Below are 14759 nucleotides of genomic sequence, written 5' to 3' on the forward strand. Positions count from 1 at the left end.
GCATTTGAACCATTTGACCGGACAGGGCGGACCCGCTCTGAACGGTCAGAGCCTTGCCGACCGACTTGCCCAGGCGAACCGCTTCTCTCCTGATGAGGCCTCCGCCGTCGTCGCGCAGGTGGCGCGCATCCTCGACTCGGGTCACGCCGTCGGGCAGGTGCACGGCGACGTCCGGCCGGCCACCATCGGGTACGCACCTGGCGGCCGGGTCGCCCTGATCGGTGCGGTCCCGCCGCGCGGCGGTGAGGCCCTGCCCTACATGTCGCCCGAACAGATCGACCGCCGACGGATCACCCCCGCCAGCGACGTCTACTCGCTCGGCGCGGTGTTCTTCGAGCTGCTCGCCGGCCGCCCGCCGTACGCAGGCATCGAGCCCGAGCGGGTCGGCACGCTGGTGACCGTGCCCGGCCACCTGGACGGCATCACGACCGCGATGCTCGCCGAGGACCCGACCAAGCGCCCTCGGGCCGAGGAGGTCGCGGCGGTGCTCGAGAGCGGCGTCGCTGCCCCGCCGAAGCGGATCGTACGCCCGACCGGTATCACCGGCCCGCGCCTCTCGCCCACGCTTCTGGGTGTGCTGATGCTCCTCGTCCTCCCCGGGCTGGTCTTCGGCGGCTGGGGCACGCTCCGGGCCGGCGACACGACGTCGACCGTCGGGAGTGCGAGGCCGCTGGCCAACATCTTGCCGACCAGCTTCCAGCTCGCCTTCGACCTCTCGATCGAGCGCGACGCGCTGCGGACCGACGCGGCGCTGACCGAGGACTTCCTGCAGATCACCGACAGGTCCATCGAGGCCTGGGCCGCCGAGATCAAGGACCTGGACACCGCCGACGACCCGGGGCTGCGGCGGCGTACGGAGAGGACGGCGGCCGCCATCGAGCGGCTCTCGGACATCCGCACGGCCGCCCGGGCGGGCGACCGGTCCGGGAAGCTGGCGGCCGTCGAGATGTACACCAACGCGGTCAACGGGCTCTTCGACCTCGCCGCCGAGCTGCCCTCGTTCCAGGACGACTCGCTGGCCAGGCAGGCGCGCAACCTCGAGCTGATCGGGTCCGTCTCGGAGGTGCTCGGACTCGAGCGGAGGATCATGGCGAACGCGCTGCGGAACGAGCGGATCAGCGACCACGGCATCGCCGATCTCAGCGCGGCGCAGGACTCCTGGGCGACCCACTCGGCGTCGATCCACGCCCGAGCTGATCCGGCGATGCGGCAGGCGCTCGACAGGATCTCGGGTCAGTCGTTCGAGTTCGGGTCCTATGCGGTCTCGTCCCAGCGTGCCGTCATCCGGGTGCTCAACGCTCGTGACGTCGAGGACGTGATCCGGCAGCTCGGGGACGGCGCCGACGGCAGGCCCGTCGACCAGATCTGGCTGGCCGATGCGGCCAGCTACGTCCAGGACCTCAAGAAGGTGGTCGTGGACTCCGCGCGACAGCTCGCCGAGGACGTCGACCGCGAGCATCGGGAGGCGAAGAACCAGACGATCGGCTGGGGAATCTTCAGCGGCATCCTGCTGGCGCTGTTCGCCGGGCTGGGCATCGCTCTGCTGCGAGCACGAAAGCGAACGGTTGATGCGTAAACCGGCGACTTCAGCGAAGATCGGCGGAATTCATCGGTGCGTACACGAGACGCACGGGGTGTGAGTCCGACACCATATGCGCATGCGAACGCGCCCCCCGATCGCAGGCCGCTACCGCCTGCACCGACTGCTTGGCCGCGGCGGGATGGGCGAGGTCTGGCAGGCCGCCGACATCAGGCTCGAACGCTGGGTCGCCGTGAAGGTCGTGGAGACCTCGGCCGACCCGAAGGTGACCGAGCGGTTCCGGCGTGAGGCGCTCTCGACGACGGCGGCGAGCCACCCTGGGACGGTGCAGGTGCACGACGTCGGGGTCGAGCAGACCGAGTACGGCAGCATCGTCTACCTCGTCATGGAGCTGCTTCCCGGCCCGACGCTGGCCGACCGGCTCGAGAAGCAGGGGCGGTTCACCATGGAGGAGACCGGCGAGGTGATCGTCCAGGTGGCGCGCACCCTCGGCGCGGTCCACGCCTCCGGGATCATCCACCGCGACATCAAGCCGTCCAACCTCGTCTACGACGGTGACGGCCGGATCCGGGTGCTCGACTTCGGCATCGCCCAGCTGGCCAACCATCAGGCCGAGCGGCTCACCTCGACCCGCCACGTGATGGGCAGCCTGCCCTACATCTCTCCGGAGCAGGCCGCCGACACCGTGGTCGGCCCGCCGAGCGACATCTACGCGCTCGGCTGCGTCGCGTTCGAGCTGCTCACCGGGCGGGCACCCTACGCCGGCTCCGAGCCGGTCTCGATGATCTACCAGCACGTGACCGCTCCGGTTCCGCACGTCAACGACGTCGTCACCGTGCCGGCCCACGTCGACGAGTTCGTGGCGTCGATGATGGACAAGGACCCCTCCCGCCGGCCCACCGCCGGCGAGGTCGTCGCCTTCGCGCGCAGACCCGGTGTCGTGCCCGCGATCGCGGCGGGCAGCCGGGAGCTGTCGGCCCCGCCCAAGCCCGCGGCGATCATGGCCCCCAAGGCGTCCTCGTCCTCCTCCTCGCCGTCGCTGGCCTCGCCGGTGACGGCGATCGCCGGTGTGGTGGAGTCGGGGCAACGTACGCCTCGGTCCCATGCCGCCCCGAAGCCGTGGTTTCTGCGCACCCGGGTGCTCGGCGCGCTTCTGGTCCCGGTCGTGATCGCCCTCGTCCTGGGCGGGCTGACCTTCGCCGACGCGTTCGAGGAGCGGGCCGTCTCCAGCCGGGCGATGACGATCGCGGGTGCTCTCCCGGAGAGCTACGAGCTCGGGATGGACCTCATCTTCGAGCGGGACGCGCTGGGCTCCGACCAGGTCCCGGACGCGGTCCGGCAGGCCTACCGCCAGGTGACCGACGACTCGATCGAGGCGTGGCACGCCGACATCACCAAGATCGACCTCGCCGACACCCCGAGCCTGCGAGAGCGGGTCGAGCGCACGTACACCGTCCTCAAGGGCATCGACGCCTATCGTAAGGATCTCGAGGAGGGCGACAAAGCGAGCACGGACGCGGCGATCGCCGCCTACACCGACACCGCCTACGAGCTGCTCGACTTCGCGACCGAGATGCCCAACATCCGCAACGAGAAGATCTACAAGCAGGTCACCAACCTCAAGTACGTCAGGTCGGCGGCCGAGTCGCTGGGAATCGAGCGAGCGATCATGGTGCCCGCTCTGATGACCGGGCGGATCGACGAGGAGTCGATGGAGGCGATGAGCGAGGCGCGTACGTCCTGGCAGCTCAACTCGCGCTCCTTCTACGCCGACGCCCCGAAGGCGACCCAGAAGGCACTCGACAAGATCTCCGACGGCACCTTCGCGGACGGCTCCCGGGGCGTGGTGTCGCAGAACGCCGTCGTCCAGGTCATCAACGACGGGTCGCTCGAGGGTGTCGTCCCGGACCTGGAGACCCACGGCGTGGGCAGGCCGGCCGCGCAGGTCTGGGCCGAGGACATGACCCGCTTCATCCAGCTCCTCAAGGACACCATCGTGGCGATGACGCTGATCGTGTCCGACGATGTCGGCGAGGAGCACCGGGGCATCCAGACGAAGGTCGTCCTGAGCGGGATCCTCGCCGTCGCCGCCCTCCTCGCCGGGCTCGCGCTGCTGGCCGGGATGTTCGTCGTGCGCCCGCTCCGCGGGCGGCGGCGGTACGTCGAGGCCTGATCCTCGACGTACCGGTCGGCGGGGCCCTCGATCAGACGAGGGTGCTGAGGTTCGAGACCAGGACGTCCCAGCGGCTCTCCACGTCGAAGCCCATCTGGCTCAGCAGCGCCCAGCCGAAGCCGACGATCGCGTAGAGGCTGATCGGCGTCATCACGACCCACTCCCGGATGGAGCCGGCGTCGCCGAGGATCGGGAGGGCGAAGTTGCCGCCCCGGGTCCACATGTTGTCGAAGGGCAGCCACTTGTTGCGGCGGACCCACCTGGGTGGCTTGGGTGCGATCGGCCAGAACAACGGGATCCCCATCGTGGTCACGAAGTCGCCGAGGAGATGGACGACGCAGCCCAGCGCGACCGAGAACGGCATCCACCACCACTCCTCGGGCGCGAAGATCGCGATCACCGTGGCCAGCGTCACCGCGGAGACCCAGGGCCAGACGAACCCTCGGCGGGTGAGCTTCAGCGCGTTCATCGCGAAGGCGACCAGCAGGACGCACATGATGCCCGGGCCGATCAGGATGCTGCCGAAGCGCTCGGTCTGGAGGGAGAGCGTGCCTGCGCCCCAGGCGAGGCCGGTGAAGGCGAGCACGCCGAGGATCGAGTGGGTGCCGTTGCGGTGGCCGCCGGAGACCTGTCCGACGATCCTCGTCACGCCATCCGAGACCGGTGGCAGCGAGTTGGCGATCGTGCCGTTGTGGTGGTCCGCGTCCGGAAGCAGCGCGGCGCCGGCGCACACCAGGGTGCCGGTCATCACGCCCACGTCCGATACGCCCGGATACCACCCGAACGCGATCGGTGCCGACGATGTCACTGCGATCCACGCGGCAGCCCCGGAGGCCGCGTGATGCCCGCCCATCATGTGAAGTTGTGTCCCTCTCCAGTGTTCCCCCGCCGTATGACCGCGGATGAACGTACCGGTCGTCGGCGTCCTGCGCGTGCGTTGGGGTGGTGTGTCTCGTGGCGAGATTCGAATCACTGTTCGAGGGGTGATCCGAGGCGTGAAAGGGGTGCGGGCGGGGCGGCAACCTGAATATGATGCGCGGTCATGACGACTCCCGGCACCCAGGGCCAGGCCCGCCGTGCGCCGTGGACGTTCGAGACCAGCCGGTGCGCGGCCACGGTGACCCCCGAGGCGATCGAGTTCCGGTTCATGGTCGCCGCGCCCGACGGATCGCTGAGCGAGATGCTCCTCTCGGTCGGGCGTCACGACATGCCGACGCTGCTCGAGGAGATCGCCTTCGAGATGCCTGAGGCGCTCGAGTGGATGTCGGCCGCGATCATGACGGTCGCGCGCGACCGCCGCCTGGCCGAGGAGGCCTCGTCGGTCCCGCATCAGCGCGGGGCATAACCTCGGGGCGAGCAAGGTTGTCCCCCTGCACCGCAACTCGATCGAGGAGAGAGACCTGTGACCACCACGTACGACTTCGAAGTGACCGCCGCTGATGGCAGCACCGTCTCGCTCGGTGACTACAAGGGCAAGCTGCTGCTGATCGTCAACGTAGCCAGCAAGTGCGGTCTGACGCCGCAGTACGAGGGTCTCGAGGCGCTCTATCGCGCCACCAGCGACTCCGGCGTCGAGGTCATCGGGTTCCCGTGCAACCAGTTCATGGGTCAGGAGCCCGGCACCGACGACGAGATCCAGGAGTTCTGCAAGACGACCTACGACGTGACGTTCCCGGTCCTCTCCAAGATCGATGTCAACGGGGAGAACTCTGCTCCGCTCTACGAGTTCCTTCGTGCCGAGGCGCCGGGCGACATCCAGTGGAACTTCACCAAGTTCCTCATCGGTCGCGAGGGCGAGGTCGTCAAGCGCTACGAGCCGCAGGTGACGCCTGAAGAGATCCAGGCGGACCTCGCCCAGTATCTCTGAGGCGATGCCGGACGGCGCTCGATCCCGATATGCCGGGGTCGGGCGCCGTTCTGCATAGATAGTTGATCAGAAGATAGTTCCGTATCAGATGGTTCGTTAAGATCTGGTTCATGACCGGACCACGTATTGACCTGCTGTTCCTGCTCAACCAGTCGGCCCACGCCTTCGCGGCCCAGGTCGGCGAGGCGCTGGCGGACCTGGAGCTCTCGGTGCGGGAGTACTGCGTGCTGATGAAGGCCGCCGAGGGGGAGTACACCCAGAACGCCGTGGCCGAGATGGCGATGCTCGACAAGACCACGATGGTCACCACCCTCGACAACCTGGAGCGCCGCGGCCTCGCCGAGCGACGTGTCTCGAGCACCGACCGCCGGGCTCGCATCGTCGCGCTCACCCCGGCCGGCGCGAAGGCGCTCAAGGAGGCCTCGAAGGTCTACAACGCGACCGTCGCCAAGGCCCTCGAGAGCCTGGCGCCGAGCGAGGCTGAGGCGTTCCTCGAGGCGCTGCAGCACCTGGTCGAGGGGCCCTGGGCCACGCCGTCGCACACGATGACGCTGCGACGCCGTGCGCCTGCATCGGCTCGCTGAGAAATAGGTCTCACAAACGAATATCCAGAAATAGATTGTTTCATAACAAACAATCTTCTATGGTCGTATCTATGACGACCAAGACAGTCGCGCTCGCGACCCTCGCAGCAACTCAGCTGATGGTGATCCTCGACGGCACGGTCGTGACCGTCGCCCTTCCTGCCATCCGTGACGACCTCGGCTTCGGCGACACCTCGCTGGCCTGGATCGTCAACGGCTTCCTCCTCGCCTTCGCGCTCGTCCTGCTCCCGGCAGGCCGGGCCGGCGACGCCTTCGGGACCCGCCCCGTCTTCCTCGCCGGGCTGAGCATCTTCACGCTCGCGTCGGCATGGTGCGGTCTCGCCTGGGACCCGACGTCCCTGGTCGCCGCCCGGTTCGTCCAGGGTCTCGGCGGCGGCATCGCCTCGGCCGTGGTGCTCGGCATGATCGCGGGCCTCTACTCCGAGACCCGCGACCGCCTCCGTGCCTTCGCCGTGCTCGCCTTCGTCGGATCGATCGGTGCCTCGGTGGGGACGGTCCTGGGTGGCGTACTCACCGAGGTCGCGTCCTGGCGCTGGGCGTTCCTGATCAACGTGCCGGTCGGGATCGTCGCGCTGATCGTCGCGCTCCGCGCGGTGGAAGGTACGCCGCGCACCGGTGCCAAGGGTGGCCTGCTCCCGCGCGGCCTGTTCGCCGAGCGCCGGTTCGCCCTCGCGAACCTGATCCTGCTGACCCTGACCTTCGCCGGGTTCACCTTCCAGTTCGTCACCACGCTCTACCTTCAGGACGTCCTCGGCTTCGGGGCGCTCGCGACCGGCCTGGCGTTCCTCCCGGTCAGCGCGGTGATCGCGGTCGCGAGCCTGGGCTTCAGCGCCACGCTGGCCGAGCGGTTCGGCTCGGAGCGGGTCCTGGTCGCCGGTGTGCTCGGCTTCGTCGCCGGCATGGTCTACCTCGTTCGCCTGCCGGAGGCCGGCAGCTTCGCGTTCGACGTCCTTCCCGGCGCGGTCGTGATGGGCCTGGGCTTCGGACTCGCGATGCCGCAGGTCACGGCGCTGGCGATGGGCGCGCTGGCGCCGGAGCACGCCGGGATCGGCTCGGGCCTGACCACGACCACCCAGCAGGCCGGCGGGTTCATCGGCACCCTGATCGCCGCGGGCCTGGTCACGACCTCCGGCTACGGCACCGCCTACGCCTCGGCGGCGATCGCGTTGGCCGTGGGGGCGGCGGTCGCGGCGTACCTGCTCGTGAACGCCGCACGCGCCCGGGACCCGAAGGTCTCCGAGCGCGTGCCGGAAGAAGCCAGTCTCTGAGCTCTCGATGCCAGGGCCGTGCCCCTCGGCGCTACCTCCGGACCGGGAGGACCAGCGTCGAGGGGTTCGCCGCCGTGTGATGGACCGTGACCACGCCGGCCACGCCTCGGACCAACTGCTTGACGTTGGGCAGCAGGTGCGGGACGTCGTAGGAGTGGACGGTGACCCGGAGGCGGTGGCCCTTCTCGATCACCGCGCCGGTCGGGAAGACCTCGACGGGAACGCGATAGATCCGGCCCGGTACGACCGCCTGCTCGGCCTCTCGGGTGAAGGGGTGCCAGGGCTGGACGACCTGGCCGTTGAGCGTCCGCGACCTCGACGGGATCACGGCGCGGTGGCGCAGGGTCTGCCAGCCGCCGGTGATGCGGTCGACGGAGCCGTCGGGAGCGACGTCCTCGACGGAGACCGAGATCAGTCCGTCGGTACCGGTCGTGGAGACGGACAGGTCCGCGTTGAGCGGCCCGGAGAAGGCCGTGCGAGAGGTGGCCGGAGCGGTCTCGTAGGAGACCCCGAGCGCGTCGTTGATCCGGTTGTCGGTCACGCAGCCGGGGATCGCGAGGGCGCCCGCGGTCCACTGTGCGGTGCTGCGGGAGCACAGCCCCTGCACCGGCAGCGGCACGATGGTGTCGCCGCCGACCGGCTTCAGGTCCGACCCGAGGGCGTACGTCCTAGCCCGGACCTCGCTCCCGAGCCACGACTTCATCGTGCGCCACTTCCCGGACCCGATCTCGTGGTAGGTCACCGGGGCGACGTCCGTGTCGAGGGCCGCGTCGGGGATGTCCTTGATGTGCGTGTCGAACCACCGCAGCGCCATCTCGTCGAGGCTGTTGATCCCGCTGCCGTCCAGACCGGCTGCGGTCGCGGCCTCGGCGTGGGTCCACGGACCGATGAGCAGCTTGGTGTCGACCCCGTTCTGCTGCATCCGGTCGAAGAGCATCGGGGTGCCGCGCTGGAAGATGTCGTATTGCCCGGCCGTGACGAACGTCGGCACATCGATCTCGTCGACCACGCTCAGCGGCGAGCGCTTCGTGTAGAACGGCCCGTCGTAGCCCGCGTCGCTCCCCAGCGCCGCACCGACGAGCATGGGCACCTGGAACCCGAGCGCGCCGCCGACGTGCTGCAGCAACGTGGTCAGCGTGGCCTCCGGGCGGGTCTTGTTGACGGCCGGCGGCACCAGTCCCGATCCGGTGACCAGCCCGAACCACAGCGGGATGAAGCCGGCGTCGATCTGCCCGCCGGAGGCGACGACGTCACGGTAGACGTCGCCGGCGGGCACGATCGGGAACATCGCCTTCAACCCGCGCGGGTGCTGGGCGGCGGTGAAGAACTGGTTGATCGCCATGTAGGACGGGCCCCACAGGCCAAGCTCGCCGTTGCTCCACGGGCGCTTCGTCGAGGTCGCCCAGTTGGCCACCTCGAGGCCGTCCTTCTGCTCGCGGTCGCCGAACGCGTCCCACTGCCCGGCGGAGGAGCCGGTGCCGCGTACGTCGGTCTGGACGAAGACGTACCCCCGCTGCACGAAGTAGTCGCCGCCCCCGCCCGCGACGTTCTTGTTGTAGGGGTTCTGCGTCAGGATCACCGGGAACCGGCCGGCCGCCGCGGTGCCGTCCGCCTTCGCCGGACGGTGGATGTCGGCGCGCAGCACCACGCCGTCGGACATCGTGATCTCGACGTCCTTCTCCACGACCACGCCGTACGTCGCCAGCCGCGGCTTCCACGCACTCGACCGTGCCGCGGACTCGGTGCCCCGCGCTTGCGACGCCGACACGGCCGGTGGCGCGGTCGACCCCGGCGAGCCCGTGCCGTTCGCCGGGCCGACGGCGGGGAGGAAGCTCATGACGAGCGCCAAGAACGGGAAGAGGACCGAGACGAGTCCGAGGTTCATCACTCACTCCAAGGTGTGGTGGGGATCACAGAGTGAAACGATGAATGTAAACGAGGGTTACGCAACTGAGCCGGTTCGGTGACCGGCGGGCGTGGCTCATCCGAGACGTCGCGTGGGCCAGCGGGCGAGGTCGGCCTCCAGGAGCGACGGATCGCGGGCAGGCGGCACCTCGTCGAGGATCTCGAGCCGGGCGATCCGCCCGATCCGGAATCCGCGGATCGCGGCACGAAGGCGGCACCACCCGACGAGGAGCCAGGTGTCGTCGGCACGGAGGAGCCCCATGGTCTCCACGTCACGGACAGTGGTCACGGGGCCGCCCAGGCTCCCGTCGGCGCTATCGTCCGCGCTCTCGCCGCGGTAGGTGAGGCGTACGACGCGGCGTGCCGTGACGACGTCGGACAGCATGCCGAGCGGCACGCTGCCGTCGTTCGGGGCACCGGGTTCGATGACCTGGATCATCCCGAGCATCTCGGCCACCGAGTCGCGGTGCTCCTCGGCCATGACCGCCGTGATCTTCGCCCGGGCTCGCCGGGCCGCTCCCTGGTAGGGCGACGACTCGAGCAGCCCGAGACCCGCCAGGACGGCCAGCGACTCGGCCGCGGAGAGGTTCAGCGGCGGGAGCGAGTACTCGCGCAGGATCAGGTAGCCACCCTGCGCGCCGTGGTCCGCGTAGATCGGGACGCCGGCGAGCTGGAGGGATCTGATGTCGCGCTCGATCGTGCGCGAGGAGACCTCGAACTCGGCCGCGAGCCGAGCAGCGGACCATGGTCGACGTGCTCCGCGGAGCAGGTCGACCAGTGCGTACTGCCGCTCGGCTCGCTTCACGCTCGCATTCTTCCAGTGGCCACCGACGGTGAGCCCGCGCGTCAGCTCCGCATGCTTCGTTGGCCGCCGACCGACCAGACCCGCCGGACCCGGCCGTCGGTGTCGAAGTCGAAGACGTCGACGCCGCCGACGAGCAGGTCGCCGGCCTGCATGTCCCAGAGCAGCCGTCCGTGGTCGCCGTCGATCGCATCGGCGACCGTCGTGAACACGACACCGGGGTGCTGCCCGTGCCACCAGTCGAGATACCGCGCGAAGTCCTCGGCGGAGCGGATGTCGTCCGCGGGGGTCGAGCCGTCGGCCTCGGTCATGGCGAAGTGGATCCGGAAGTCGTCGGCACAGATGCGGCGGGCGATGTCGCCGTCGGTGTTCCACATGGTCAACCACAGGTCGAGCGAGCGTCGAGCCGTGGCGTCGGTCGTAGGGTGCATGAACTCGGTCATGTGCCCACCCTGAGTCACCGGGGCGACAACGGTGTGTCGGAGTTGTTCGACCGATCAGACGCCGGCGACGCTCGGCGCGGTGCGGTCCACGACCTTCCCGCCCGTGGCCGCCACGACCTCGTCGTACGTCACCCCGGGCGCCAGCTCGACGAGCTCGAACGCCTCGCCGGTGACATCGAGAACCCCGAGGTCCGTGATGACCCGCTTCACGATCCCGCGGCCGGTCAGCGGCAGGTCGCAGGCCTCCAGCAGCTTGGGGGCACCCTTCTTGGTGACGTGCTCCATCAGCACGATCACGCGCCCGGCGCCGGAGACGAGGTCCATCGCGCCGCCCATGCCCTTGACCATCTGGCCGGGCACCATCCAGTTGGCGATGTCGCCGTTGACGGAGACCTGCATCGCGCCGAGCACGGCGACGTCGATGTGGCCCCCGCGGATCATCGCGAACGAGGTGGCGGAGTCGAAGTAGGACGCCCCGGCGAGCACGGTCACGGTCTGCTTGCCGGCGTTGATCAGGTCGGGGTCGACCTCGTCCTCGTAGGGGAACGGGCCGACGCCGAGGATGCCGTTCTCGGCGTGCAGCACGACCGTCGAGGTCTCGGGGATGTAGTCGGGGATCAGCGTCGGCAGGCCGATCCCGAGGTTGACGTAGTCGCCGTCCTGGAGCTCCTGCGCGGCGCGCGCGGCCATCTGGTTGCGGTCCCAAGCCATGACTCAGGCCTCCTTGCTCGATGCGGTCTCGGTGGGGCGCTCGCCGCGCGTCGTACGCTTCTCGATGTCTTTCCGTGCCGCCTGCTCGGGAGTCAGGGCGACGATCCGCTTCACGAAGATGCCCGGGAGATGTACGTCGGCGGGGGCGATCTCACCGACCTCGACGACCTCCTCGGCCTCGACGATCGTCACGCGTCCGGCCATCGCGGCGGGCACGTTGAAGTTGCGCGTGGAGGCGTTGAACTGGGCGTTGCCGGCCCGGTCGACGCGGGTCGCGCGCACCAGCGCGAAGTCGGTGATGATGCCCTCCTCGAGCACCATCTGCTTGCCGTGGAACTCCCGGACCTCCTTCGGCTCGGAGGCCTCGGCGACCGTGCCGTCGGGGTTGTAGCGGTAGGGCAGGCCGCCGTCGGAGACCATCGTGCCGACGCCCGTCGGGGTGTAGAACGCGCCGATCCCGCTGCCGCCGGCGCGCATCCGCTCGGCGAGGGTGCCCTGCGGGGTGAGCTCGAGGGTGATCTCGCCGGCCAGGTACTGCCGGCCGAACTCCTTGTTCTCGCCGATGTAGCTCGCGATCACGCGGGAGATGCGGTGGTCGTCGAGCAGCAGCCCGAGCCCCGCACCGTCGACGCCGCAGTTGTTGGAGACGACCATCAGGTCGTCCGCCCCCTGCTCGCGCAGCGCCTCGATCAGGAACCAGGGGATGCCCACCAGCCCGAAGCCGCCCACGGCCAGGCTGGCCCCGCTGTGAATGTCGGCGACCGCCTCCGCGGCCGACCCGACCACCTTGTCCAGACCCATGTCTTCTCTGCTCTCTCGAGATTTTCCGTACGAAGCGTGCCGGCTGCTCAGCGGACCGACTCGAACACCGCCGCGAGGCCCTGCCCGCCACCGATGCACATCGTCTCCAGGACGTACCGAGCCTCGCGGCGCTGCGCCTCATAGGCAGCGGTGGCGAGGATGCGGGCGCCGGTCGCGCCGATCGGGTGGCCCAGCGAGATGCCCGAGCCGTTGGGGTTGAGCCGCACGTCGGTGGCGTCGATCTTCCACTCGCGCAGCACGGCGAGGACCTGGGCGGCGAACGCCTCGTTGAGCTCGATCAGGTCGATCTCGTCGAGGGTGAGCCCGGCCCGGCCGAGCGCGGCGCGGCTGGAGAGGACGGGGCCGATGCCCATCCGCTCGGGCTCGCAGCCGCTGACGGCCCACGACTTGAGCGTCAGCAGGGGAGTCAGGCCACGCCTCTCGGCCTCGGCGCGGGTGGTCACGACGCACATCGCGGCGCCGTCGTTCTGGCCGGAGGCGTTGCCCGCGGTGACCGTCGACTCCTCGTCGATCTTCAGCCGGACCGGGCGCAGCGAGGCGAGCTTCTCCAGGGAGATGTCGGCGCGCGGGTGCTCGTCGCGGTCGACCACCACGTCGGGCTTGCGGCGCCCGCCGGGGACGGTCACCGGGACCAGTTCGTCGGCGAACTTGCCGGCCTCGTGGGCGGCCACGGCGCGCTGGTTGGACCGCAGCGCGAACTCGTCCTGCTCCTCGCGGGAGATGCCGTACTCACGGCGCAGGTTCTCAGCGGTCTCGATCATGCCGCCGGGGATCGGGTGGTCCTTGCCGCCCGCGGTCTCGCGGGCCCGGTCGAGGCGGTCGAGCAGCTCGATGCCGCCCTGCTTCACCCCGCCGCGCAGTCCGAGCGCGTAGTGCTCGACGTTGGACATCGACTCCGCGCCACCGGCGATGACCAGGTTGGCCGCGCCTGTGGCGACCGAGCCCGCGGCGTACAGGATCGCCTGCAGGCCCGAGCCGCAGCGGCGGTCGATCTGGAGGCCGGGGACGCCGGTGCCGAGGCCGGCGTCGAGGGCCGCGATGCGGCCGATCGCGGGGTTCTCGCCGTTCGCGTAGCCGTTGCCGAGGATGACGTCGTCGACGTCGCCCTCCTGCAGGCCGGTGCGCTCGACCAGCTCGCGCAGCACGGTGGTGGCGAGCTCGGTGGCGGTCAGGGGCGCCAGAGCGCCGAGGAAGCGGCCGACCGGGGTGCGGAGGGGCTCGCAGATGACGATGTCGTTGGCGGCACTGCTCATGCCCTCGACGTTACGCGGACAGTCATGACTTGAGAAGTATTCATTTGGCGTCGATTGACACCTCTGACGTCTTGATCCACTACCCGACCGGACAGTGCGCGGGCGAGGCTATTGCGATAAGTTCGCGTTAGCAGTTCTCGGGCTCCCCTTCGACCGACCCCACGCAGATCCCAGAGGTGACCATGCACGTCCCCGACGGCTTCCTCGACGCTCCGACGTCGATCGCCACCGGCGCTGTCGCCGTCGTCGCGGTCGGCGTCGCGCTGCGCGGCGCGCGCCGCGAGCTCGACGACAAGACCGCTCCGCTGGCCGGCCTCGTCGCCGCGTTCGTCTTCGCGACCCAGATGCTCAACTTCCCGGTGGGGGCCGGCACGAGCGGACACCTGATGGGCGGCGCCCTCGCGGCCGTGCTGGTGGGGCCGTGGACCGGGGTGCTGTGCGTCTCGGTCGTGCTGATCGTGCAGTCGCTGCTCTTCGCCGACGGCGGGATCACCGCCCTCGGCACCAACATCCTGCTCATGGCCGTCACCACGGTGGTCGTCGGCTGGCTGGTGAGCCGGGTGCTGATCACGGTGCTGCCGAAGCGGGTCGGCCTGGTCGCGCCCGCCGCGGCGATCGGTGCCTTCGTCTCCGTCCCTGCGGCCGCCCTCGTCTTCACCGCGCTCTACGCCGTCGGCGGCACCGCCGACATCTCGCTGACGACGCTGGCCACCGCGATGCTCGGCTGGCACACCCTCATCGGCCTGGGCGAGGGCGTGATCACGTTCCTCGCGGTCGGCGCGATCCTGTCCGTACGCCCCGACCTCGTCTACGCCGCCCGAGGCGTGATCACCGAGCGCGACCTGGTCATCAAGCCCAAGGAGTCGGTGGCATGAGCACGACGACGAAGAAGCACGTCCCGTTCAAGTGGGTCGCCGTCGGCATCGCCGTCGTCGCCCTGCTCCTGGCCGGCGTGGTCTCCTACTACGCCTCCGCCCACCCCGACGGCCTCGAGTACGTCGCCGGCAAGACCGGCTTCCTCGACAGCGCCTCCGACCACGGCGCCGCCGCCGGCCCGCTGGCCGACTACGGCACGAAGGGTGTCGACAACGAGCGGCTCTCCGGCGGGTTGGCCGGCGTGATCGGCACCGTCGTCGTGCTCCTGTTCGCAGGCGGCCTGGCGATGGTCGTGCGCCGCCGATCCAGCAGCTCCTCCGACGAGGCCTGATCAGGGCATGTCCCACGATTCGGAAGCGTCGCCTGAGCGCCGCCCATCACGCGTCCCGGCGGCGTTGTCGTCGGTCGTCGGCCAACCCCGGGCCGCCTCCCTCCTCCGCCTTGCCGGCACACGCGCTGGACGACGCTCAGCTCGACGCCGCATCGTCGGACAT

At 69.8% G+C, this 14759-nt stretch carries 15 protein-coding genes; 8 read left to right on the forward strand and 7 right to left on the reverse strand.

Features of this window, described 5'->3' with window-relative positions; genetic code table 11:
- The first annotated feature begins 13 nt into the window (after window positions 1–13).
- Both ACWZJV_RS17865 and ACWZJV_RS17870 read left to right on the forward strand, forming a co-directional pair.
- Window positions 14–1576, forward strand: coding sequence for a serine/threonine protein kinase (locus tag ACWZJV_RS17865; protein ID WP_457177559.1), 1563 nt, complete (start codon window positions 14–16; stop codon window positions 1574–1576).
- Between the two features lie 82 nt (window positions 1577–1658).
- Window positions 1659–3713: a protein kinase domain-containing protein gene (locus ACWZJV_RS17870; RefSeq protein WP_457177561.1), complete on the forward strand. Its 2055-nt coding sequence runs from the start codon at window positions 1659–1661 to the stop codon at window positions 3711–3713.
- Window positions 3714–3744: 31 nt separating this feature from the next.
- Here the strand turns inward: ACWZJV_RS17870 and ACWZJV_RS17875 are convergent, their stop codons facing one another.
- Window positions 3745–4569: a metal-dependent hydrolase gene (locus tag ACWZJV_RS17875; protein WP_008362632.1), complete on the reverse strand. Its 825-nt coding sequence runs from the start codon at window positions 4567–4569 to the stop codon at window positions 3745–3747.
- A 186-nt stretch (window positions 4570–4755) separates the two neighbouring features.
- Here ACWZJV_RS17875 and ACWZJV_RS17880 point away from each other — a divergent pair, with 186 nt between their 5' ends.
- The 4 genes from ACWZJV_RS17880 to ACWZJV_RS17895 all read left to right on the forward strand — a co-directional run bounded on the left by ACWZJV_RS17880 (window position 4756) and on the right by ACWZJV_RS17895 (window position 7453).
- Window positions 4756–5058 carry a hypothetical protein gene (locus ACWZJV_RS17880; RefSeq protein WP_008362630.1) on the forward strand — a complete coding sequence of 101 codons (303 nt, stop codon included), beginning with the start codon at window positions 4756–4758 and terminating at the stop codon, window positions 5056–5058.
- Window positions 5059–5115: 57 nt separating this feature from the next.
- Window positions 5116–5580, forward strand: a complete 465-nt coding sequence (locus ACWZJV_RS17885; RefSeq protein WP_008362629.1) for a glutathione peroxidase — start codon at window positions 5116–5118, stop codon at window positions 5578–5580.
- Between the two features lie 110 nt (window positions 5581–5690).
- Complete coding sequence (locus ACWZJV_RS17890) at window positions 5691–6164, forward strand: MarR family winged helix-turn-helix transcriptional regulator (protein ID WP_457177564.1); 474 nt, start codon at window positions 5691–5693, stop codon at window positions 6162–6164.
- A gap of 71 nt (window positions 6165–6235) precedes the next feature.
- Window positions 6236–7453, forward strand: coding sequence for an MFS transporter (locus ACWZJV_RS17895; protein WP_457177566.1), 1218 nt, complete (start codon window positions 6236–6238; stop codon window positions 7451–7453).
- Between the two features lie 31 nt (window positions 7454–7484).
- Here the strand turns inward: ACWZJV_RS17895 and ACWZJV_RS17900 are convergent, their stop codons facing one another.
- The 6 genes from ACWZJV_RS17900 to ACWZJV_RS17925 form a co-directional block, all read right to left on the reverse strand.
- Window positions 7485–9338 (reverse strand): CocE/NonD family hydrolase, encoded by a 1854-nt coding sequence (locus tag ACWZJV_RS17900; protein WP_457177568.1) that lies wholly within the window; start codon window positions 9336–9338, stop codon window positions 7485–7487.
- 96 nt (window positions 9339–9434) lie between these two features.
- The gene (locus ACWZJV_RS17905; RefSeq protein ID WP_457177570.1) at window positions 9435–10163 is read right to left on the reverse strand and encodes a helix-turn-helix transcriptional regulator; all 729 of its coding nucleotides are present in this window, start codon (window positions 10161–10163) and stop codon (window positions 9435–9437) included.
- Between the two features lie 41 nt (window positions 10164–10204).
- Window positions 10205–10603, reverse strand: coding sequence for a nuclear transport factor 2 family protein (locus ACWZJV_RS17910; protein ID WP_457177572.1), 399 nt, complete (start codon window positions 10601–10603; stop codon window positions 10205–10207).
- 54 nt (window positions 10604–10657) lie between these two features.
- Window positions 10658–11314, reverse strand: a complete 657-nt coding sequence (locus ACWZJV_RS17915; protein WP_457177574.1) for a CoA transferase subunit B — start codon at window positions 11312–11314, stop codon at window positions 10658–10660.
- 3 nt (window positions 11315–11317) lie between these two features.
- Entirely contained in the window at window positions 11318–12115 is a 798-nt protein-coding gene (locus ACWZJV_RS17920) for a CoA transferase subunit A (RefSeq protein ID WP_008362620.1), read from the reverse strand.
- 47 nt (window positions 12116–12162) lie between these two features.
- Window positions 12163–13389 carry an acetyl-CoA C-acetyltransferase gene (locus ACWZJV_RS17925; RefSeq protein WP_457177576.1) on the reverse strand — a complete coding sequence of 409 codons (1227 nt, stop codon included), beginning with the start codon at window positions 13387–13389 and terminating at the stop codon, window positions 12163–12165.
- Between the two features lie 182 nt (window positions 13390–13571).
- Between ACWZJV_RS17925 and ACWZJV_RS17930 the strand changes: the two genes are divergently transcribed.
- Both ACWZJV_RS17930 and ACWZJV_RS17935 read left to right on the forward strand, forming a co-directional pair.
- On the forward strand, window positions 13572–14264 hold the full coding sequence (locus ACWZJV_RS17930) for an energy-coupling factor ABC transporter permease (RefSeq protein WP_040756896.1): 693 nt from the start codon (window positions 13572–13574) through the stop codon (window positions 14262–14264).
- Complete coding sequence (locus tag ACWZJV_RS17935) at window positions 14261–14596, forward strand: PDGLE domain-containing protein (protein ID WP_457177578.1); 336 nt, start codon at window positions 14261–14263, stop codon at window positions 14594–14596. Before ACWZJV_RS17930 ends, ACWZJV_RS17935 begins: the two co-directional genes overlap by 4 nt.
- Window positions 14597–14759 lie beyond the last annotated feature (163 nt).

The sequence above is a fragment of the Nocardioides sp. WG-D5 genome (genome assembly GCF_054031175.1).